At 73.6% G+C, this 19,887-nt stretch carries 21 protein-coding genes and 1 pseudogene; 12 read left to right on the plus strand and 10 right to left on the minus strand.

All coding sequences use genetic code 11. The features are described from left to right. Positions 1 to 166: 166 nt before the first annotated feature. From JX575_RS14595 to JX575_RS14610, 4 genes are all read left to right on the plus strand, one after another. On the plus strand, positions 167 to 574 hold the full coding sequence (locus tag JX575_RS14595; protein WP_186340593.1) for a hypothetical protein: 408 nt from the start codon (positions 167 to 169) through the stop codon (positions 572 to 574). Continuing rightward, a complete protein-coding gene (locus tag JX575_RS14600; RefSeq protein WP_186340592.1) occupies positions 574 to 771 on the plus strand; it encodes a helix-turn-helix transcriptional regulator in 198 nt (65 codons plus the stop codon). The genes JX575_RS14595 and JX575_RS14600 overlap by 1 nt, the downstream gene beginning before the upstream one ends. A 106-nt stretch (positions 772 to 877) precedes the next feature. Next, positions 878 to 1,480 (plus strand): PepSY domain-containing protein, encoded by a 603-nt coding sequence (locus JX575_RS14605; protein ID WP_186340591.1) that lies wholly within the window; start codon positions 878 to 880, stop codon positions 1,478 to 1,480. Positions 1,481 to 1,534: 54 nt separating this feature from the next. Continuing rightward, complete coding sequence (locus JX575_RS14610; RefSeq protein WP_186340590.1) at positions 1,535 to 2,080, plus strand: DinB family protein; 546 nt, start codon at positions 1,535 to 1,537, stop codon at positions 2,078 to 2,080. 18 nt (positions 2,081 to 2,098) lie between these two features. Here the strand turns inward: JX575_RS14610 and JX575_RS14615 are convergent, their stop codons facing one another. Beyond that, a complete protein-coding gene (locus JX575_RS14615) occupies positions 2,099 to 3,352 on the minus strand; it encodes a hypothetical protein (RefSeq protein WP_186340589.1) in 1,254 nt (417 codons plus the stop codon). A gap of 135 nt (positions 3,353 to 3,487) precedes the next feature. Here JX575_RS14615 and dapD point away from each other — a divergent pair, with 135 nt between their 5' ends. Both dapD and JX575_RS19895 read left to right on the plus strand, forming a co-directional pair. Beyond that, positions 3,488 to 4,417: a 2,3,4,5-tetrahydropyridine-2,6-dicarboxylate N-succinyltransferase gene (dapD, locus tag JX575_RS14620; protein WP_186340588.1), complete on the plus strand. Its 930-nt coding sequence runs from the start codon at positions 3,488 to 3,490 to the stop codon at positions 4,415 to 4,417. A 79-nt stretch (positions 4,418 to 4,496) separates the two neighbouring features. Then, a complete protein-coding gene (locus JX575_RS19895) occupies positions 4,497 to 5,393 on the plus strand; it encodes a hypothetical protein (protein ID WP_313960519.1) in 897 nt (298 codons plus the stop codon). A 126-nt stretch (positions 5,394 to 5,519) separates the two neighbouring features. On the opposite strand, the gene dapC is transcribed toward JX575_RS19895, so the two are convergent. Together dapC and fdxA are read right to left on the minus strand one after the other, a co-directional pair. Beyond that, on the minus strand, positions 5,520 to 6,611 hold the full coding sequence (gene dapC / locus JX575_RS14630; protein WP_241005179.1) for a succinyldiaminopimelate transaminase: 1,092 nt from the start codon (positions 6,609 to 6,611) through the stop codon (positions 5,520 to 5,522). A gap of 42 nt (positions 6,612 to 6,653) precedes the next feature. Next, a complete protein-coding gene (gene fdxA, locus JX575_RS14635) occupies positions 6,654 to 6,980 on the minus strand; it encodes a ferredoxin (protein WP_056604759.1) in 327 nt (108 codons plus the stop codon). Positions 6,981 to 7,047: 67 nt separating this feature from the next. Here fdxA and JX575_RS14640 point away from each other — a divergent pair, with 67 nt between their 5' ends. From JX575_RS14640 to aspS, 3 genes and pseudogenes are all read left to right on the plus strand, one after another. Next, positions 7,048 to 7,962, plus strand: a complete 915-nt coding sequence (locus tag JX575_RS14640; RefSeq protein ID WP_186340585.1) for a GNAT family N-acetyltransferase — start codon at positions 7,048 to 7,050, stop codon at positions 7,960 to 7,962. 34 nt (positions 7,963 to 7,996) lie between these two features. Continuing rightward, a complete protein-coding gene (locus JX575_RS14645) occupies positions 7,997 to 8,800 on the plus strand; it encodes a TspO/MBR family protein (protein WP_186340584.1) in 804 nt (267 codons plus the stop codon). 267 nt (positions 8,801 to 9,067) lie between these two features. After that, positions 9,068 to 10,337 (plus strand): annotated as a pseudogene (aspS, locus tag JX575_RS19900) (aspartate--tRNA(Asn) ligase). An 11-nt stretch (positions 10,338 to 10,348) separates the two neighbouring features. On the opposite strand, the gene JX575_RS14655 reads toward aspS, so the two are convergent. The 4 genes from JX575_RS14655 to JX575_RS14670 are packed head-to-tail and all read right to left on the minus strand — an operon-like array spanning position 10,349 to position 13,667. Continuing rightward, positions 10,349 to 12,100 (minus strand): VanW family protein, encoded by a 1,752-nt coding sequence (locus tag JX575_RS14655; protein ID WP_186340583.1) that lies wholly within the window; start codon positions 12,098 to 12,100, stop codon positions 10,349 to 10,351. A 9-nt stretch (positions 12,101 to 12,109) separates the two neighbouring features. Then, the gene (locus tag JX575_RS14660) at positions 12,110 to 12,472 is read right to left on the minus strand and encodes a hypothetical protein (protein WP_186340582.1); all 363 of its coding nucleotides are present in this window, start codon (positions 12,470 to 12,472) and stop codon (positions 12,110 to 12,112) included. After that, positions 12,469 to 13,371, minus strand: a complete 903-nt coding sequence (gene mshB / locus JX575_RS14665) for an N-acetyl-1-D-myo-inositol-2-amino-2-deoxy-alpha-D-glucopyranoside deacetylase (RefSeq protein ID WP_186340581.1) — start codon at positions 13,369 to 13,371, stop codon at positions 12,469 to 12,471. Before mshB ends, JX575_RS14660 begins: the two co-directional genes overlap by 4 nt. Then, positions 13,368 to 13,667, minus strand: a complete 300-nt coding sequence (locus tag JX575_RS14670) for a hypothetical protein (protein ID WP_241005180.1) — start codon at positions 13,665 to 13,667, stop codon at positions 13,368 to 13,370. Before JX575_RS14670 ends, mshB begins: the two co-directional genes overlap by 4 nt. 41 nt (positions 13,668 to 13,708) lie before the next feature. On the opposite strand from JX575_RS14670, the gene JX575_RS14675 reads away from it, so the two are divergent. Beyond that, a complete protein-coding gene (locus tag JX575_RS14675) occupies positions 13,709 to 14,815 on the plus strand; it encodes a hypothetical protein (protein ID WP_186340579.1) in 1,107 nt (368 codons plus the stop codon). Between the two features lie 193 nt (positions 14,816 to 15,008). Here JX575_RS14675 and JX575_RS14680 read toward each other — a convergent pair whose 3' ends face one another. From JX575_RS14680 to JX575_RS14690, 3 genes are read right to left on the minus strand one after another with little or no spacing between them, the layout of a single operon-like run. Continuing rightward, entirely contained in the window at positions 15,009 to 15,815 is an 807-nt protein-coding gene (locus tag JX575_RS14680; RefSeq protein WP_186340578.1) for a thioesterase family protein, read from the minus strand. A 25-nt stretch (positions 15,816 to 15,840) separates the two neighbouring features. Next, the gene (locus JX575_RS14685) at positions 15,841 to 16,914 is read right to left on the minus strand and encodes a family 43 glycosylhydrolase (protein WP_186340577.1); all 1,074 of its coding nucleotides are present in this window, start codon (positions 16,912 to 16,914) and stop codon (positions 15,841 to 15,843) included. Positions 16,915 to 16,942: 28 nt separating this feature from the next. After that, entirely contained in the window at positions 16,943 to 18,292 is a 1,350-nt protein-coding gene (locus JX575_RS14690; protein WP_186340576.1) for a cytochrome P450, read from the minus strand. A 32-nt stretch (positions 18,293 to 18,324) separates the two neighbouring features. On the opposite strand from JX575_RS14690, the gene JX575_RS14695 reads away from it, so the two are divergent. After that, positions 18,325 to 18,657, plus strand: coding sequence for a DUF3054 domain-containing protein (locus tag JX575_RS14695; protein ID WP_186340575.1), 333 nt, complete (start codon positions 18,325 to 18,327; stop codon positions 18,655 to 18,657). Continuing rightward, positions 18,644 to 19,873 (plus strand): MFS transporter, encoded by a 1,230-nt coding sequence (locus tag JX575_RS14700; RefSeq protein ID WP_186340574.1) that lies wholly within the window; start codon positions 18,644 to 18,646, stop codon positions 19,871 to 19,873. Before JX575_RS14695 ends, JX575_RS14700 begins: the two co-directional genes overlap by 14 nt. The last annotated feature ends 14 nt before the right edge of the window (positions 19,874 to 19,887 follow it).

Below are 19,887 nucleotides of genomic sequence, written 5' to 3' on the forward strand. Positions count from 1 at the left end.
CTCGCCGCTGATGACGGCTCAGACGCCTGCGGCGATCGTACGACCGGCCCGGCCGGCCGCGCCAATCGGTTCCACGAAAGGTGTCAAAGAAACTTGACATGCGGACGAGGGTGCGGCATCGTCACTGGTGTCAAAGAACTCTAACACCCACCGAGGAGCGACCCCGATGACCACGACCGCACGCACCCCGCTGTCCCCCTGGCTGAAGGCCGCCGTCCCCGCGGTCGTCGTGGCTCTGGCCGTCGGCGCCGGCGCCGCAGCAGTGCGCACCGACGCACCCGACGGCCTCACCTTCGCCGTGTTCGCCGCGATGACGTTCCCGTTCGTCCTCGCGCTCGGCGCCCTCCTGCTCGACCGGAGCGAGCATCCCGAGCAGCACGAGGACTCCGTCGAGAGGCAGTGGACGACCCGCGCCAGCAGCGGCGCCTTCTTCGACACCGTGACCGCCATGGGACTGACGGTCTTCGCCACCGCGGTGCTCGACACCCGCAGCGCGCCGCTGTGGATCTTCGTGATTCTCGCGCTGGCCGACTTCACCGCCCGGCTCGCCGTCCTCCGTCGCCGGGAGTCCTGATGCACAACACGCTCCGGTCCCTGCGCGAGGCGGCAGGCATGTCGCAGGGCGAGTGCGCCACCGCCCTCGGCGTCTCACGCCAGACGGTGATCTCCATCGAGAAGGGCCACTTCGATCCACGCCTCTCGCTCGCCTTCCGGATCAGCCGGCTCTTCGAGGTCCGGGTCGACGAGGTCTTCGTCCCCGACCCCGAGTGAGGTGACCACCGGCTTTGCCTGCCGTTGAGGAACGGTTGGCCCGGCCTTAGCACCCAGCGGCGCACCGTGGAGACGTACCGCTCACCGACTCGAGGAGACGCTTCCCATGAACGTTCGTCGCACCGCGCTCGCCGCCCTCGCCCTCCCTCTGTCGATCGCGCTCGTCGCGTGCGGCGACGACAGCGCCGACGACGCGTCGGACGACCAGTCGGCCTCGTCGAGCCCCGCCAGCCCGTCGGACTCGTCCAGCTCCGCCGACACCGAGACCGACGCCCCGTCCGATGCCGACGCCCCCGTGCTCGCGGCCGTGCTGACGGCCGTCGAGGCGGTGCCGGGCGGCACGCTCTTCAGCCTCGACCAGGAGGTCGACGGCTGGGAGGCCGAGGTCGTCGACGCCGACGCGAAGGCGTTCGACCTCACGGTCTCCGCCGACGGCGCCACCGTGACCCGCGACCCGGTCGAGGACACCGACGCTGAGGACCGTGCCGAGCGCGAGCGGCTGCTCGCCGACGTCGACCTCGACCCCGAGGAGGCGCTCGCCGCCGCACGGGGCGCCGTGACGACCGGGACGATCACCGGGCTCGACCTCGACGTCGACAAGGGCACGCCGGTGTGGGACGTCAAGTTCGACGAGGACTCGGCCGTCGAGCAGACCGTCGTCGTCGACGCCGCCACCGGCGACGTGCTTCGGACCATCAAGGGCGACTGAGGCCGCACGCCTATCGACTGGACGCCCGGGAGCGGGCTGCGGTTCGCTGGGCGGATGGCTCACCCCGGATACGACGGCATGTGGCTCCCGACCGACCAGGATCCCCGGATGCAGGCGGGGCCGACGAGGGGCGAGCGCGAGTGCCTCGTCGGCTATCTCGAGCACTACCGCCAGACGCTGGCGCTGAAGTGCGACGGCCTCACCGCCGAGCAGCTCGCCAGCAAGGCGGTGCCGCCGTCCAACATCTCGCTGCTGGGTCTCGTGCGCCACATGGCGCGCGTCGAGCAGAGCTGGTTCCGCCGGGTGCTCGAGGCCCGGATGGACATCCCGCGGCTGTTCTCCGGTGACGACGAGGACGCCGGCTTCGACTTCCCCGACGCCGACGACGAGCTGGTGCGCGCCAGCCACGAGCTGTGGCAGTCGGAGGTCTCCTACGCCCGCGAGGTGCTCGACCGCACCGACCTCGACACCGTCGTGGACGTCCACGGCGACCCGGTCGAGGTGCGCGACATCGTGGTCCACATGATCGAGGAGTACGCCCGCCACTGCGGGCACGCCGACCTGGTGCGCGAGTGCATCGACGGCCGCGCGGGTCAGTGACGGGCACCCGCGACCGGGTCAGCGCCTGAGCCTGGCGGTGAACCTCTCGATGGCGGTGCACCGCGCCGGGCCGTAGTAGGAGAACCTCCCGACCGCCTTGGTGCGGCTGACGAACTCCAGATCGAGGTAGGCCGCGTAGGCGGCGCTGCTCTCCTGGTCGTTGCGCTCCGTGCCGACCACCTCGTTGTTGCGCGGGATCGTGGTGGTGACGAAGCTGTAGGTGTTGTTGGTCGTCGTGGGCATGTCGGGGTAGCCGCCGCAGGTCGTCCGGGCGTTGATCCGGAAGCCGCGCACCTTGCTGCCGCGGACCGTGAAGCTCACTCCGCCGGCCGACCAGCTGCCCGCCTTGGGAGGCGCAGGAGCCGGGCGTCGCCGGAGCTTCACCGTCGCCCGACCGAGCGCCTGGCCCTTCTCGCTGACGGTGAGCCGCAACGTGCCCTTCGGCCGCGTCAGCCGGGCCCAGACATGGCCGTCGATGTCGTCCTGCCCCTGCAGCGAACCCAGCGCGAGAGGTCGCACCTTGACGCCCTTGCCCGCGCCGGTGACCGCGACGTCGCGGGCGCCGATCCCCTCCGGCGAGGCGTTGGACACCGTGACCGGGATCCGGGTCCACACGCCCTTCACGAGCCGGTCCTTCCTCGGCGCCCGCACCGCGAGCTCGGGCGTGGCCGCGACGACGTCGAGGACGCTGACGAAGGCGTCGTAGGGCGGCGTGCCGGACCCGGAGTCCACGAGCAGCACCGCGCAGTCCCACCCGGCAGCGCTCGCGAGGTCGGGAGTCTCCTTGTCGTCGTAGAGCAGGACGTCGGGGATGTAGCGGTAGAGCCAGGCGACGCTCACCTCCTCGACGGTGCAGCTGGTGCCCTGGCGGCTGCCGAAGCCGAGCACCGTCCGGGTGCTGGCGTCGGGATCTCCGGCCCCCATCGCGGTGTCGAGGCTGTAGTCGTAGATCAGGGAGTCGTCTTGCCAGTGGTAGCCGTAGTCCACCGTCACGGAGAGGCTTCCGCCGGGCATCACGAACTGGTGGTGCGGAGCGGTGCTGGTGGGCATGCCGGCCACCCGGTTGGCGGCGGTGAAGGTCGCCGTCGCGCTGATCAGCTGCTCGGCGCCGGCTCGGCGCTGCCGAGGGCCCTTCTCCCCGATCTCGAACGACTGGCCGACGAGCGCGCCGCCGGGGGCGCTCGGCTCGGTCCCGCCGGCCGGCGCTGTCACGCCGACCAGCAGCCCTCCGCCCAGTCCGATGGCGGTCGCGATCGCGATCGTCCTGCGCATGCGTCTTCCTCCCCCGTGGCACCGACCCCGTCGGCTGCGGTCAGTCTGCCCGGGCCATGGGGGTCTGGGAAGATCCTTCGGCATCCGATCAGGCCGTCCGACTCGCCGTGGGGCGCCTTCCGTAGGCTGAGCCGCGTGACTGCTGCCTCCGGCTACGGCCTGCTGACCCTGCACGGCGAGACCGTGCTCGACGCCTGGTTCCCCTCCCCCGCGCTCGGTGCGACCGAGGGCGACGCGCCGCCGGAGCTGGCCGCGCTCGAGGGCGACGACGAGGTCCGGGGCGTACGGCGCGAGGTGCGGCTGGTGGAGATCGCCGACCTCGACGAGGCGCCGTCGTCGACCGAGGACGTCTGGCTGCGGCTGCACCTGCTCTCCACCCGGCTGGTCCGTCCCCACGGCACGTCGCTGGAAGGCGTGTTCGGCCTGCTCACCAACGTCGTGTGGACCTCGGCCGGCCCCTGCGCCGTCGAGGGCTTCGAGGCCACCCGCGCCCGGCTGCGCGCCGGCGGCCGGCACGTCACCGTCCTCGGGGTCGACAAGTTCCCCCGCCTCGTCGACTACGTGATGCCCAGCGGCGTACGCATCGCCGACGCCGACCGCGTACGCCTGGGCGCGCACCTCGCCGAGGGCACGACCGTCATGCACGAGGGCTTCGTCAACTTCAACGCCGGCACGCTCGGGGCGTCGATGGTCGAGGGCCGCATCTCCGCGGGCGTCGTCGTCGGCGACGGCTCCGACGTGGGCGGCGGCGCCTCGATCATGGGCACGCTGTCGGGTGGCGGCAAGGAGGTCATCTCGGTGGGCGAGCGCTGCCTGATCGGCGCCAACGCCGGCATCGGCATCTCCCTCGGCGACGACTGCGTCGTGGAGGCCGGCTGCTACGTCACCGCCGGCACCAAGGTCACCGTCACCGACATGGACGGCAAGCCGCAGGTCGTCAAGGCCGGGAGCCTCTCGGGCGTCGACAACATCCTGTTCCGCCGCAACTCGGTCAGCGGCGCCGTCGAGGCCGTGCCGTGGAAGGGCGACGGCGTCGCCCTCAACGCGGCGCTGCACGCCAACTAGCCCTCCGCCCGTGCCCGCCTCCCTCCGTACGGCCGCCATCGGCGTGGTGGTGGCCGTGGGCGCCGTCGCGACCGCCGTGGTGCTCGTGGACCGCGGCGCGGTGCCCCCGCTCCTCGACTCCAGCGGGTGCACCGCCGAGGTCGACGGCCACACCGTCGAGGTCGACCTCGAGCAGGCCGAGAACGCCGCCCTCATCACGGCCGTCTCCATCGAGCGTGGCATGCCCGCGCGGGCGGCGAGCATCGCGCTGGCGACGGCCTACCAGGAGTCCAAGCTCTACAACATCGACTACGGCGACCGCGACTCGGTCGGGCTGTTCCAGCAGCGCCCGTCGCAGGGCTGGGGCAGCGTGGCGCAGCTCACCGACCCGGTCTACGCGACCAACGCGTTCTACGACGCCCTGCAGAAGGTCGAGGGCTACGACACGATGGAGATCACCGTCGCGGCGCAGGAGGTGCAGCGCTCGGGCTTCCCCGACGCCTACGCCGACCACGAGAAGGACGGCCGCGCGCTCGCCTCGGCCCTCACCGGCAACTCGCCCGGCGCCCTGTGGTGCGACGTCCCGGGCGACGCCGAGGAGGTCGACGACGCGCTCGACGAGTCGGGGCTGGTCTCGCGCGCGACGTCCGTGCGCCGTGCGCTGGAGGCGCGCTTCGGGACGCTGTCGCTGGGCGGGTTCGAGCCCGGCGGGGTCTCCAGCGGCCACATGGAGGACTCGGCCCACTACGAGGGCCGCGCGATCGACGTCTTCTTCCGCCCCATCAACGCCGACAACACCAAGCGCGGCTGGGCGGTGGCGTCCTACCTCGTCGCCAACGCCGACCGGCTCGACATCAAGACCGTCATCTTCGACGGCCGCATCTGGCGCGCCGGGACGGACGACGGGTGGCGCGACTACCGCGTGCCGTCCTCCTCCCGCGGCGACCGCGCGATCCTCGAGCACCGCGACCACGTGCACGTCGACGTCTTCGACTGACGTCCTCGGCGGCGGCGACGGCCGGGCGACTGCCGGCTGTCGGAGTCCCCGCTCGAGCGGGGACTCCGACACCTGGAGGCTGTTGCAACCCCCTCCGAGTGTCGGACTACGCCGACAAGTCGGGGCTCAGCCGGCGAGGCGAGCCACAGCGGCGGCGACCCGCTCGTCGGTGGCGGTGAACGCGACGCGTACGTGCTCGCGCCCCGACGGGCCGTAGAACTCGCCCGGCGCCACCAGGATGCCCTGCTCGGCGAGGTCGGCGACCGTACGCCAGCAGTCCTCGCCCCGGGTCGCCCAGAGGTAGAGCGAGGCCTCGGAGTGGTCGATGCGGAAGCCGGCGACCTGCAGGGCCTCCTTGAGCAGCGCCCGGCGGGGGGCGTAGGTCGCGTGCTGCTCGGCGACGTGCGCATCGTCGTCGAGGGCCGCGATCATCGCGTGCTGCTGAGGGCCGGGCATCTGGAGGCCGAGGTTCTTGCGGACCGCCAGCAGCTCGCCGACGAGGGCGGGGTCGCCGGCGACGAAGGCGCACCGGTAGCCGGCGAGGTTGGAGCGCTTGGACAGCGAGTGGACCGCGAGGACATCGTCGAGCGAGCCGCCGTTGACCTGCGGGTCGAGGATCGAGAGAGGCTTGTCGCCCTCCCACGCGCACTCGATGTAGCACTCGTCGGAGACGAGCACGGTGCCGCGCTCGCGGCACCAGTCGACGACCTTGCGCAGGTGGTCGAGGGGCAGCACGCGCCCGCTGGGGTTGGCCGGGCTGTTGAGCCACAGCAGGCTCGGGACCCGCGGTCCGAACGCGGTCAGCGAGTCGGTCGCCAGGCTCTCCGCGCCGGCCAGCGCCGCGCCGACCTCGTAGGTCGGGTAGGCGAGCGCCGGGTAGCCGACGAGGTCGCCGGGCCCGATGCCCAGGTGCAGCGCGAGGTCGGCGATCAGCTCCTTGGATCCGGTCACCGGCAGCACGCCGTCGAGCCCGAGGCCGCTCACCCCGTGACGTCGGGCGAGCCAGTCGATCGCGGCCCGGCGGGTGTCCTCGAGGCCGATCGTCGTCGGGTAGCCCGGGGAGTCGGCTGCAGAACGCAGCGCGTCCTGCACGACGGCAGGCGTCGGGTCGACGGGCGTGCCGACCGAGAGGTCGCAGATCCCGTCGGGGTGGGCGTGGGCCGTCGCGGCGTACGCCGTCAGCCGGTCCCAGGGGAAGTCCGGGAGGCGCGCGGACACGCGCGGTCGGTGCGCGTGCACCTCAGCCGCCGAGGGGGCAGGTCACTCGTCGTGCTCCTGCGGGGGCAGCGCGGCGACGAGCTCGTGGTCCTTGTCGATGACGCCCATCTTGGCCGCGCCACCGGGCGAGCCGAGGTCGTCGAAGAAGTGGACGTTGGCGTCGTAGTAGCCCTTCCACTCCTCCGGGGTGTCGTCCTCGTAGAAGATCGCCTCGACCGGGCAGACCGGCTCGCAGGCGCCGCAGTCGACGCACTCGTCGGGGTGGATGTAGAGCATCCGCTTGCCCTCGTAGATGCAGTCGACGGGGCACTCGTCGACGCACGCGCGGTCCTTGAGGTCGACGCACGGCTGGGCGATGACGTAGGTCACCTGGTCCTCCTGGAGGCGGGGGTGCTCGGGGTGGGGGAACGTGTCGGTTCACTCTAGTATCCGGCGGGTGTCCGACACGTCAGAACCCCGTGCCGACGAGACGACCACCGGCCGGCACGCCCTCGGCCCGCACGTCGTGGGCCAGCGCGTCGTCGTACGCCATCTCCTGCCGGACGGCCGGGCCACCGACGTGCTCGGCACCTGCACGTCGTGGGACGCCGGCTCGATGACCGTCGATCGGGAGGGGCACGGCCCGGTGGTGATCGCCCTCGCCGACGTCGTCACGGGCAAGCCGGTGCCACCACGCGCGTCGGTGCGCGCCCGGGTGTCCGCACAGGAGGTCGAGGAGCACGTCTCGGCGCTCTGGGACTCGATCACCACCGAGCCGCTCGGTCGGTGGCTCCTGCGGGCCTCGCCGCCGCACGGCGGTCGGCTGCGCCGCCGCGGCAACTCCGCGCTGGCGATGGCTGAGCCGGGCATCGGCTGGGCCGACGCGGCGTTCGGCGTACGCCGGTTCTACGAGGCGCTCGACCAGACGCCGATCGTGCAGGTGCAGCGCGGGTCGGACGTCGAGCGGACCCTCGCCCCGCTGGGCTTCCGGCCGATGGGAGACGGCGACGCGCACGCCCAGCTCGCGTCCGTGGCCCGGGCGCTGCGCTCGGCCCGGGCGGCGGCCCCGGACGTCGCCGCGACGTACGACGAACGGCCGGGCTCCGTGGTGGTGTCGCTCGAGGGCGGCGCCGCGACCGGACGGGGCGTCCTGTCGGGCGACTGGCTGCTGGTCGAGTCGCTCGCCGTCGACCCGGCCCACCGCCGCCGCGGCCTCGCCACGGCGGTCCTCGCGGAGGTCCTCGACTGGGGCGCGTCGTCCGGCGCGACCACCGCCCTGCTGCACGTCGAGACCGACAACGAGGCCGCGATCGCGCTCTACGAGCGGCACGGCTTCGTCACCCACCACACCAACCGCTACCTCGTCGCGTAGCCGGGTCTCACCTGCCGCCCTGTTGGATGGAGGGATGACCGTCACCGAGCGCACCACCGCCCCCGCCCCGACCGGAGCAGACCGCGGACGCCAGGTCGGCGTCACGGTCGCCGAGGTCCTGTGCCTGTACGGCACGCTCGTCGGGGTCGGCGTCGTCGGCACCAGCGTCGAGAGCTCCTCGGGCGGCGCGCTCTCCGCAGACGCCACTCTGCTGGCCCCGCTCGGCCCGGCCTTCTCGATCTGGTCGGTGATCTACGCCGGCCTGGCCGCCTACACGATCTGGCAGTGGCTGCCGTCCTCCGCCACCGACGCCCGTGCCCGCAGCACCGGCTGGCTGGCCGCGGCGTCGATGCTGCTGAACGCCGGCTGGCTGCTCGTCACGCAGCAGGGCTGGCTGTGGGCGAGCGTCGTCGTGATCCTCGCGCTGGTGGTCGTGCTCGGGCTGCTGGTGCAGCGCCTCGCCGACCTCGACCCCGCGCCGTCGCTGCTGCAGCGGGTGGTGGTCGACGGCACCTTCGGGCTCTACCTGGGCTGGGTCTCGGTGGCCACCTGCGCCAACATCACGGCGACCCTGGTGGCGGAGGGCGTGGACTCCTCGACCCTGGTGGGCGAGCTGGTGGCCGCGCTGGTCATCGCCGTGGTGGTCGGCGTCGCCGCCGTGGTCGTCGCCCGCACCGGGCCGCGCTGGGCCTTCGCCCTCGCGGCGGCCTGGGGCCTGGCCTGGATCGCCGTCGGCCGGCTGACCGACGAGCCCGCCTCGACGCTGGTCGGCATCGTCGCCGCGGTCGCCGCCGCGGCCGTGCTCGCGCTGACCGCCCGCGCCGCCGTCCGCGACTGACCGACTGCGGCCGACCCCACCGGGTCGACCTGGCGGCCGCAGGCGCCGCGAAAATCGGTCGCAGTGGCGGCAGCCCGCGCCCTAGGCTCGCCGCGACGAGCGTGGGGCCTGACGAACCCCCTGCCTGCGGGCAGCGACGCGGTCGTCCGCGCGTCCGGCGTACCCGACGAGAGGCCGGCACCCCACGGGGCCGCCGGCGAAGGTGTGGTGGCACCGCGACCTTGCCCCCGCCCACACCTCCAGGGCCGACACCGACTGGAGGACATCATGAGATCGCTCTGTTCATCGCTCCCGGCCGCCGAGCCCGGCTCGACCGTGACCCTCGAGGGGTGGGTGCACCGTCGCCGCGAGCTGTCGCGCGTGACCTTCCTCGTGCTGCGCGACCGCAGCGGTCTTGCCCAGGTGGTGCTGCCACCGGGGGCGAGCGTGCCTCCTGAGGAGACGACCGTCCGGGTCACCGGCACCGCCACCCGCACGCCCCAGGCGCCGGGCGGGGTCGAGGTCACCGACGCCCGGGTCGAGGCGCTCACCTCGGACGCGGCCACCCCGCCGGCGGAGCTGTGGCGCCCCGCGCTCGACGTGTCGCTGCCGACGCTGCTCGACCACGCGCCCGTCCTCTGGCGCCACCCTGGCCAGCGGGCGCGCTGGCAGCTCGCCGCCGCCTCGCTGCGGGGCTTCCGCTCGACCCTGGACGCGAAGGGCTTCACGGAGGTCGCCACCCCCAAGCTGGTGGCGTCGGCGACCGAGTCCGGCGCGTCCGTCTTCGAGGTGGACTACTTCGGGCGCCCGGCCTACCTCGCCCAGAGCCCGCAGTTCCACAAGCAGCAGCTCGTCGGGCGTCTTCGAGCGGGTCTACGAGGTGGGCCCGGTGTTCCGTGCCGAGCCGCACGACACGGTGCGCCACCTCGCGGAGTACCGCTCCCTCGACGTCGAGCTCGGCTTCGTGCGCGACCACCGTGACGTGCTGGCCGTGCTGCGCGACGTGCTCTCCGGGATGGTCGAGGCGCTGGGCCACGAGGACGAAGCGCTCCACCTCACCGGCGCTCGCCTGCCCGTCGTGCCGGCGCAGATCCCGGTCGTGCACTTCGCGGACGCGCTCACGATCGTCGGCGCGCCGGCCGACGAGCCCGACCTGTCACCCGAGCACGAACGGGCGCTGGGTGCGTGGGCGCTGGCCGAGCACGGCTCCGAGCTGCTCGCGGTGGAGGGCTACCCCATGACGAAGCGACCCTTCTACACCCACCCCCAGCCCGGGGACGAGCGCTGGTCCAACAGCTTCGACCTGCTGTTCCGCGGCCTCGAGCTGGTCACGGGCGGCCAGCGGCTGCACCGGCCGGCGGACTACGAGCGGGCCATCCGGGCGCGCGGCGAGGAGCCCGCGGCGTACGACGCCTACCTCCAGGCGTTCCGGCACGGGATGCCGCCGCACGGCGGGTTCGCGATCGGGCTCGAGCGGTGGGTGGCGCGCCTGGTGGAGGCGGCCAACGTCCGCGAGGTCACCCTCTTCCCGAGGGACCTGCACCGGCTGGCGCCCTAGGCGCGGTCCGGCTACTCGTCGACGGCGTCGGGGTTGGTGCAGATCACCGTGTCGCTCGGGATGTAGGTGGTGCTGAAGACCTCGTCCTCGCGCGTCTCTGTGTTGTCGCCGACCGGCTCGAAGCGGCGTACGACGTCGATGTCGAAGCCGCCGAAGCCCTGGTTGGCGTGACACGTCAGGGAGTCGATGCGACGGGTCTCGGGCTTGGTGAGGTTGTGGCGCTCGCCCGTGGTGGACGTGATCTTCCAGTGCTTGGTGGAGTACATCGTCACGGTCACCGCGCCCGAGGAGGACGGCGTGGAGTTGGTGAAGGAGGTGTCGATCAGCACGCCGTAGGGGGTGTCGTTGCGGAAGCGCAGGTCGACCGCACCCCAGGCCACGGTCGCCTCGCGGCCCACCGGGTAGCGGTCGATGTAGAACGAGTGGGGCTTGTGCTCGACGTCCTCGAGGCCGGCGAAGAACATCGCGTTGAAGAGGGTGGTGGCCATCTGCGACACCCCGCCGCCGAGGTCCTGCACGAGGATGCCGTCGTTGATCACGTAGCCCTTGGTGAAGCCGTTGGCCTCGGTGCGCTCGCCGACCGTGTCGTTGAGCGAGAAGGTCTCCCCCGGCTTGAGCAGGGTGCCGTCGATGAGCTCGGCGGCGCGGCCGATGTTGACGTTGCGGTACTCCGCGTAGGGGAAGTAGGTCGTGAAGGTCGAGACCCGCTCGCGGACGCGGAGCGCGCGGGCGTCCTTGGTCGTGAAGTCGGGCTTGGCGACCTTGGCAGTGAGGGCCAGGGTGCGCTCGCCCTGCGGCTTGGCGACGACGTCGAGGAACCCCGCCTCGAGCTCGGCGGGGTCGAACGTGACGCCCGGCTTGGCCGGGACGACCCGCGGCTTGCCGCCGACCAGCGCGACGGAGGCGTCGACGGGCGCGCCCTGGGTGACCGTGCCCGCGACCACCTCCGACAGCACCGCGGCGTCGAGCGTGGGCACCAGCTCGCCGTCGGTCGGCACGAGCGAGAGGGCGCCGGTGTAGTCGGCCGGGAACACCTTCACGTCGGAGCCCTCGAAGCGCAGGACGACGGGCGCGGCGACGGCCGGCGAGGCGAACCCGTCGAGTGCCTCCTGCACGTCGGAGGCGTCGATGTCGGGCTGCACCTCGACCATCTCGAGGGCGACCACGTCGGGCTCCTCCTCGAGGAAGGCGGACTCGAGCGCCGCCAGCGTGTCGCTGGGGTCGAGCGCGCGACCGGCGCGGGCGTCGGTGGTCTCGAGCCGGTTGCCGGCGAAGGCGATCGCGCCGTCGCGCGGGGCCTCACCGTGCTGCTCGTCGAGCTCGGCGAGGAAGGCGTTGTACGCGGCCTCGTCGACCTCGACCACCGCCTCGGAGGCGTCACCGCCGGTGAAGTAGTCCCAGAGCCGGACCGGGTCCCAGCTGCGCTCGCCGCCGGACTCGGCGACGGAGGCCTCGTAGTCGACCGACAGCCCGGCCGTGGCCGGGTCGACCGCCACCTGCTCGCCGTCGACGGTCGTGGCGATGTCGCGGGCGACCCGGTCGGCGAGTCCGGCGCGGAGCCGCTCCGCGGCCTCCTCCTGCGGGTGCCCGCCGATGCGCACGCCGGCGACGGTCGTGTTGCGCGGCACCTTGTCGCCGGCGACGTAGTGCGCGGCGGCGTAGAGACCGCCGAACAGCACCACGATCCCGACGAGGAGCCACAGCACGACGGACGCGCCGGCCTTCTCCCGGGGCTGCGCGGCACTGGTCTGGTTCTTCGGCACGCGGCGAGTCTAGGAGGGCAGGCCGCGAACCCCGGGATCGTCGGCGCGAGCCGCGGGCGTACGACGACTCGCCCCGACCGTGGCCAGCGCGACCCCGAGGAGCACCGCCGATCCGGCCAGGAACGACCACCCCGCCGCGTCCGCGGAGATCAGGTGGCCGCCGCCGGGCCCCTCGAGGGCGCCTCGCGCGACCGGTGCGCACCAGCCCAGCGCGAAGGCCAGTCGCGGGGCGCCCGCCGGCAGCCAGCCGAGGACGGCCACGGCGGCCCCCAACGCGAGCAGCAGTCCCCACCAGCGCTGGTGCACGAGCGTCCCGGCTGCGCCCGAGACCAGACCGACCAGGAGGGCGACCGGGACGAGGAGCGCCCTCACAGACCCGCGAACAGGTCCTCCTCGAAGCCGTCCGGGCCCGGGGCGCCCGGCGTGCCCTTGGCGATGCGGTAGTACTCGTCGGACCACCACGAGTGCCCGCTCTCCGCGCCGGCGAAGAACCCGCCGTCCTGCTGCACCTGGGTGCGGTGCTGGGCCAGCGCGTCCATCTTGCGCTGCACCGTGGCCGCGCCGTCCACGCGCGCGCTGATCAGCTCGTCCGGGGTCACGAAGGGCGGCAGCTTGCCGTCGGGGTCCATCCCGGCGAAGGTCTCGGTGTCGCCGGACTCGCGCAGCTGGCGCAGGCTCTCGCGCATCCGCGACTCGCTCATCGCGGTCCAGTAGACCTTGGCGATGTCGTGGGGCTCGCCGAGGTCGAGCTTGTAGGACGGCACGGCCGCCAGCTGCGCGCCGTACATCGCGACGCGGTGGGCCTGGATGTGGTCGGGGTGGCCGTAGCCGCCGAACTGGTCGTAGGTGACGAGCACCTGCGGGCGGACCTCGCGGATCACCTTGACCAGCTCGTCGGCGGCCTCGGTGAGGTCGGCGTTCCAGAAGGCGTTGTCGGGCAGCGTGTCCGCGGCGACCGCGTGACCCTCCTCGTGCCAGGCCATGCCCGAGTCGTGGAAGCGGCCGAACCCGCCGAGGAAGCGGTGGTCGGTGACGCCGAGCACCTTCATCGCCTCGTCGAGCTCACCGCGGCGGTGCTCGCCGAGCCCGCCCTGCTCCTCGTAGGCGAGGTGGGAGAGCTCGGGCACGAGCACCTCCCCCATCTCGCCGGCGGTGCAGGTGACGAGGGTGACGCCGACGCCCTCGTCGACGTAGCGCGCCATGGTGGCGCCGTTGTTGATGCACTCGTCGTCGGGGTGGGCGTGGACGAGCAGCATGCGTCGGTCGGTCATGACTCAGAGCCTAGGTCGGGACGCTTGATCCGGCGGGGAGCAGTGGGCAGGTCGAGCGCGGGCGGCGGTGCGGACGACGGGGCGTCGTGGCCGTCCTCGTCGAGCCAGCCGTCATGGACGTCGACCAGGACCTCCAGCATGAACGCCGGGGCATCGCTGAGCACCGCCCAGGGATGGTCCTCGTCGTCGTCCTCGCCCGCGAGCCGCTCGCGCTCCACGTGCGCCTCGAAGCCGTCGGCGCGCAGCCGGGCGACGACCGCCTGCGCGTCGTCCTCGTCGAAGAAGATCGCCCTCACGCGAGCATTGTCCACCGCCCGCGGCTGGCTAGGGTCGGAGGATGACCACCGCCTCCGAGCCGCCCGACGTCGTGGGGGTGCACCTGAGGCGCACCGACGAGAACGTCCGCGAGATCGCGGCCCTCGCCGAGGTGCTGGGCGAGCCGGCCGGGCTCGACGGGCTGCTCGACGACCTGAAGTGGGACCTGCGCCGATCCCGGGCGCCGCGCCTGCTCGGCCGGGCGGTGCGCGAGGCGTACCGCTGGGACTCCTACGACGAGCGCGACGTGCAGTGGTACCCCCAGGGCATCTCGACCAGCGCCGACGCCTCCGACACCGAGGACATCGCCGGGCGCCGGGTCCTGGTGACGACCTGGTACTCCACCGGCCGCGACGGCGTGAAGCGCGGCTCGCGGGTCAGCGTCGTCGACCTCGACTCCCGTCGCTACCGCCACGTGCTGCTCGTGGTGCCGGTCCTCGACGAGTCCGGTGCGCTCACGCTGCGCCCGATGAGCATCCACGCCGGCGGCATCGTGTGGGCCGGGCCCTACCTCCATGTCGCCGCGACGGCCCGGGGGTTCGTGACCGCCCGCGTCGACGACATCATGCGGGTGCCCGGCGACGAGGACCACCAGGACCGGTTCGGCATCGAGGGCGCCACCCTCCACTCCTACGGCCACCGCTACGTGCTGCCGGTGCGCTTCACCTACCGGGCCTCCGCCGACGAGGGGCACGAGAAGCTGCGCTACTCGTTCATGTCGCTCGACCGCCACTCCGACCCGCCGGCGCTGGTGGCCGGCGAGTACGCGCTGCACCGGGACGCGACGCGGAGGCTGGCCCGCTACGAGCTCGACCCGGAGACGTGGCAGCTCGCGACCGGCGAGGACGGCTCCTCGCGGCCGCTCGCGGTCGACGACGGCGGGGTGCGGCAGATGCAGGGGGCGGTGATGGCCGGTGGGCGCTACCACGTCTCGGTCTCGCGCGGTCGGCTGACGCCCGGCAGCGTGTGGTCCGGGCGCCCCGGCTCGATGCGCGAGCGGCGCTGGGCGCTCCCGATGGGGCCCGAGGACCTGTCCTACTGGCCCTCGACCGACCGGATCTGGTCGGTCACCGAGCATCCCCGCCGCCGCTGGATCGTGGCCATGGACCGGCGGTGGCTCGACCGCTGAGCCGGCCGCCGGTGCTCGGGGTCGCCGGGGTCGCGTTCCCGGGGTGCTGATGGTTCATCAAGGTATGCAGGGAAACCCGCACTTCCCACGGTGAGCTGATCGAGGGAAGTGCGGGTCCAGCGACATACCTTGATGAACCGTCGGTCGCCGGGAGCACCTGAGTCGCTAGGAGACTCAACGGACAGTGCGCAGGTCAGCGGCGCGGCTGCATCGCCAGCTGGCGGCTCTGGGCGACGAGCCGGCCGGCGGAGTCCCAGACCTCGCAGTCCTCCTCGAACATCCCGCCCGCCACGTTGCGGGTGCGGTGGGAGACGGTGAGCCAGCCGGGCGCAGGGACGCCCCGGACGTGCACGGTGAGCTCGAGCGTCGGGGCCCAGCCGGGCCGGCCGAGGTCGAAGGTGACCGGCGGGAGGGCGTCGCACACCATCAGCAGACCCACCGGGTCGACGTCGTGGCCGTCGGCCATCCGGAACCACGCCTGGATGTGCCCCTTGCCGCTGGGCTCGCCCATCGCCCAGCCGACGCAGGCCGGGTCGAAGCGCATGTCGAAGCGCTCCATCATCGGCGCCAGGCGTCGTACGTCCTCCGGGGCGGTGGAGGCGGGCACGCACTCCTCGAGCGGCGGGAGCACCGGCTCCTCCGCCGTGGTGTCCACGTCGTCGGGCATCGCCCGGAGGTCGCCGTAGGTCGCCAGCACCGAGATGCGGGTGGTGCCCTCCTGGCCGAGCTCGGCGGCCACCGTCGCGACCGAGCCGCCCTCGCGGAGCACGCGGGTGGACACCTGGGCGGGCCCGGGCCGCGAGGCGGACACGTAGTGGGCGCTCACGGCGAGCGGGTGGGGCTTGGTGGGCACCGTCTCGGCGATGGCGCGGCCCACGACGCCGAGGAGGTAGCCGCCGTTGACCCCGCCCCCGACGATCCAGCCGGGGTCGAGCTCGGCGCCGAACAGGCCGTCGCCGGCGGCGGTCAGGGAGGTGTGCGCGTCCCACTCGGAGACCATCCGAAGAGCCTAGGGCGGGCCCGGGTCAGCGGGCGCGGAGCCAGGAGGTGACCTGCGGCACACCGTCGGCCCAGCCCAGCCGGGCGGCGTACAGCGCCCGCCGGCCCCGCTGGCGCGGCTTGTGGTCCCACTTGCCCCTGCCGGCGCACGGGAGCGCGGTGCCGCGGCACGTCCAGCCGTGCAGGAACGCGATGAGGCCGCCGCGCCGGCCCTCGACCAGGTCGGCGCCACCTGAACCGCAGAGTCCGGTGGTCGTGGTGTCCAGGAACACCCCGCCCGTGGCGGTCGACCAGTCGAGCAGGGCGGGCGAGCGTCGCCAGGTGGTGCGGTAGCCGCAGCGCGTCCAGTCGCCCTCGGATGCGAACAGCACGTAGCCCTCGGGCCGCAGCGTGAGGACGGGGTTCTCCAGGACCCCCTCGGAGCGCAGCAGCTCCTGGCTCGTCGCGCCGCTCCTGACCGACTGCCCGTCACGGGTGAGCGCGACGATTCGGATGGTGGAGGGGATCCGGTCGGTCTTGTAGAGCAGGTAGGACGTGCCGTCGACGTCGCGGAACCAGGACGGGTCGATCACCCCGGCCCGTGGCAGGGTCGGGTCGCGCGGCAGGAGCGGATCCTGCGCCAGCGGCGTCCCGGCGTACGACGGACACACGAGCGGCGCGCTGCCGACGGGGCGGAACGGCCCGCGGGCCGAGCGTGACCGGGCCACGCCGATGCAGCGGCCGTGCTCGCCCATCCCCTTCACCGGCGTCGCGTAGTAGAGCAGCCACCGTCCGCGCACCCGCGCCACGTCGACCGCCCACACGCCGCCGGCGCGCGACCACGACGGCTTGTGCGTCAGCAGGCTCGGACCGCGCCGCCACGGGCCGTCGGGCTGCCGCGACCAGGCGTGCGGCACGAGGTCTCCGGTGGCGTACGCGACCAGGCCGCCGGGGGTGGTGACCACCGCGGGGTCGGGGAAGTCGAGGTTGAGCACCGGCCGCGGCACCCACTCCTCCGCGGGGGCGGCGGAGGCCGGACCGGAGGCGGCCGGGCCGACGACGGACAGCAAGGTCGCGGCGAGCAGCAGCACGAGCAGGCGGGCTGCTCCTCGTTTCGGCACCGGGGGAACGTACCCGCCGACGGCCGGGTCAGGGACGCAACGTGGCCGGGAGCCGCTCGAACCCGCGCAGGATGCGGGTCTCGCGGCGACCGGCGCCGGGCTCGAGCCGCAGGTCGGGGAACCGCTCCCAGATCGCCCGCAGGCCGACCTCGCCCTCCATCCGGGCGAGCTGCGCGCCGAGGCAGTGGTGCCGGCCGGCGGAGAAGGAGATGTGCTCGCGCGCGTTGGGGCGTGCGACGTCGAAGCGCAGGGGGTCGGTGAAGACGGCAGGGTCGCGGTTGGCGCCGCCCAGGATCGCGGTGACCATCGCGCCACGGCGCACCGGAGCGCCGCCGACCTCGGTGTCGCGCACCGCCATCCGGCCGGTCAGCAGCACGGGCGGGTCGAGGCGCAGCGCCTCCTCGACCGCGTTGGGCCACAGGGACGGGTCGGCGGCGAGCGCGGCCCGCTGGTCGGGGTGGTCGTGCAGCAGCGAGATGCCGTTGCCCAGCAGGTTGACCGTCGTCTCGAAGCCGGCCGCCAGGACCAGCCCCGCCGTGGCCTTGAGCTCGGTCTCGTCGAGGCCGCGGCCCTCCTCGCGCGCGGCGACGAGCTGGCTGAGCAGGTCGTCGCCCGGGTCTCGGCGCAGCGACTCCAGGTGCTCGCCGAGCCAGTCGTCGAACCGGGCCAGCGCCCGGCTGACCGAGCGGTAGCGCCAGAAGCCCAGCCCGAGGTCGAGGCTCGGGGCAGCGGCCGAGCCGAAGGCGAGCACCTGGCCCCGGTCGCGCTCGGGCACCCCGAGGATCTCGGCGATGACGGTGACCGGCAGGACCGCGCAGTAGGTCTCGACGAGGTCGATCGGGCCGGTCGCGCGGGGCGCCAGGGAGTCGAGCAGGTCGGCGGCGATCTCCTCGGTGCGCGCCCGCAGCCGCTCGACGGCGCGCATGGTGAAGACGCGGGTGACGAGCCGGCGGTAGCGGGTGTGGTCGGGCGGCTCGGTCACCAGCAGCGACGGCGGCTCGACCGGGTGGAGCGAGTCGGGGGCGGCCCAGCGGGTGACCCGGCCGAGCGCACCCTGCGCGGTCGGCAGGCCCGTACGGAAGTCGTCGCTGGTCAGCACGTGGCGCACGGCCGCGTGGTCGGTGGTGACGTGGCCGAGCCGGGAGCGGTAGAGCGGTCCGTGCGACCGGATCTCCTCGATGAGGTCGAAGACCTCGTCGGTGCCCGTCGCGCCGACCCTGACCAGCCGGGCCTGCAGGTCGCCGCGACCGGCCGCACGGCGCAGCACGAGGATGGGCAGCCCGTGGGCCACGCCCCAGTGGACGCCCGACCTCAGCTCGCGCCCGACCCCCGGTCCCACCGGCGTCCCACGGACTGGGCGGGACGCGGGCGAGGACATGCTCCGAGACTAGTGCTGCCTAGGCTGACGGCATGTGGCTCGTGATCGACCTCGTCCTCGTCGGCGTCTTCGCGGTCGTCGGGCGGCTCAGCCACTACGACACGCTCAGCGTCGCCGGCTGGTGGACCACGGCCTGGCCGTTCCTCGTCGGCACCCTCCTCGCCTGGGCCGCGCTGGCCGCCACCCGGCGACCGCCCTCCGCGATCTCGTCCGGCGTGCTCGTGTGGCTGGGCGCGCTGGCCGGGGGGATGGTGCTCCGTCAGGCCGGCGGCCAGGGCACCGCCCTGCCCTTCGTCGTGGTGGCGACCCTCGTCCTCGGCGCCCTCCTGGTGCTGCCCAGGATCGCTGCCCGTGCCGCGCGCTGACGACCGCGCTGACGACCGCGCCCGCGCTGCCCCGCGCGCCTCGGGGCTCGGGCTCGGCGTGCTCGTCGCCGCCGTCGTCCTCGTCTCGGTCAACCTGAGGCCGGGAGCGTCCTCGATCGGCCCGGTCCTGGAGGAGGTACGCGTCGGGCTCGGCATGGGTGCCGAGGTGGCGGGGGCGCTGACCGGGGTGCCCGGACTGGTCTTCGGCCTCGCCGGCGCCCTCGCGGTCGGCCTCGCCCGCAAGGTCGGTATCAGCGCGGGCATCGCGTTCGGCCTCGCCGTGGCGGCCGCCGGCCTGCTCCTGCGGGTGACCGTGGACGACGCCCCGCTCTTCCTGCTGCTCACCGTCGTCGGCCTGGCCGGGCTGGCCGTCGGCAACGTCCTCGTGCCGGCCTGGATCAAGGCCCGCGGGCACACCGTCGCGCTGATGACCGTCTACGGCACCGGGCTCGTCGTGGGCGCCACGTTCGCCACGCTGGTGACGGCCCCCGTCACCGAGGCCGCCGGCTCGTGGCGCGCCGGTCTCGGCACGTGGGGCATCCTGGCCGCGGTCGCCCTTCCGCTGTGGGGCTGGCTGGCCCTGCGCGAGCGGCGCTCCCCCGCCGAGCACCGGGTGAGCGGCGACGCGCCGCCCGACGGCCGGATGATCCACTCCCCGACCGCGGTCGCCCTCACCGTCCTGTTCGGCGTGCAGTCGATGCACGCCTACGTGCAGTTCGGCTGGGTGCCGCAGATCTACCGCGACGCGGGCATCTCCGCCTCGCACGCCGGGGCGCTGCAGGCCCTGCTGTCGAGCGTCGGCATCGCCGGCGCGCTGGTGCTCCCCACCGTGATCGACCGCGGGCGGGGGCTCCGGGCGCTCGCCGTGTCCTTCGGCGTGCTCCTCGCCGGCGGCTACACCGGACTCCTCCTCGCCCCGGCCACGACCCCCTGGCTGTGGGCCCTGATGCTCGGCTACGCCGGGCTGGCCTTCCCCACCTCCATCGCGCTCATCACCGCGCGCACCCGCCACCCGTCGGTGACGGCGCAGCTCTCCGGGTTCGTCCAGCCGGTGGGCTACGCGCTCGCCGCGATCGGCCCGTTCCTGGTGGGTCTGGTCCACGACGCGACGGGCGACTGGACGCTCGTGCTGGTGCTGCTGGCGCTCACCGCCGTGCCCCTGACGCTGGCCGGCGTACGCGTGGCGCGGGCGACGTACGTCGACGACGAGCTCTGAGTCGGCCCCGGGCA

The sequence above is a fragment of the Nocardioides sp. zg-1228 genome (genome assembly GCF_017086465.1).
Lineage (GTDB): Bacteria > Actinomycetota > Actinomycetes > Propionibacteriales > Nocardioidaceae > Nocardioides.

What these genes read in the sequence shown, in the direction of transcription:
- mshB (WP_186340581.1), bottom strand. Translation starts at nt 13,371, where the DNA reads ATGACCGACCGACGCATGCTGCTCGTCCACGCCCACCCCGACGACGAG.
- JX575_RS14675 (WP_186340579.1), top strand. Translation starts at nt 13,709, where the DNA reads ATGACCACCGCCTCCGAGCCGCCCGACGTCGTGGGGGTGCACCTGAGG.
- JX575_RS14615 (WP_186340589.1), bottom strand. Translation starts at nt 3,352, where the DNA reads ATGCGCAGGACGATCGCGATCGCGACCGCCATCGGACTGGGCGGAGGG.
- JX575_RS14595 (WP_186340593.1), top strand. Translation starts at nt 167, where the DNA reads ATGACCACGACCGCACGCACCCCGCTGTCCCCCTGGCTGAAGGCCGCC.
- JX575_RS14600 (WP_186340592.1), top strand. Translation starts at nt 574, where the DNA reads ATGCACAACACGCTCCGGTCCCTGCGCGAGGCGGCAGGCATGTCGCAG.
- JX575_RS14695 (WP_186340575.1), top strand. Translation starts at nt 18,325, where the DNA reads ATGTGGCTCGTGATCGACCTCGTCCTCGTCGGCGTCTTCGCGGTCGTC.
- JX575_RS14680 (WP_186340578.1), bottom strand. Translation starts at nt 15,815, where the DNA reads ATGGTCTCCGAGTGGGACGCGCACACCTCCCTGACCGCCGCCGGCGAC.
- JX575_RS14605 (WP_186340591.1), top strand. Translation starts at nt 878, where the DNA reads ATGAACGTTCGTCGCACCGCGCTCGCCGCCCTCGCCCTCCCTCTGTCG.
- JX575_RS14610 (WP_186340590.1), top strand. Translation starts at nt 1,535, where the DNA reads ATGGCTCACCCCGGATACGACGGCATGTGGCTCCCGACCGACCAGGAT.
- JX575_RS14690 (WP_186340576.1), bottom strand. Translation starts at nt 18,292, where the DNA reads ATGTCCTCGCCCGCGTCCCGCCCAGTCCGTGGGACGCCGGTGGGACCG.
- JX575_RS14645 (WP_186340584.1), top strand. Translation starts at nt 7,997, where the DNA reads ATGACCGTCACCGAGCGCACCACCGCCCCCGCCCCGACCGGAGCAGAC.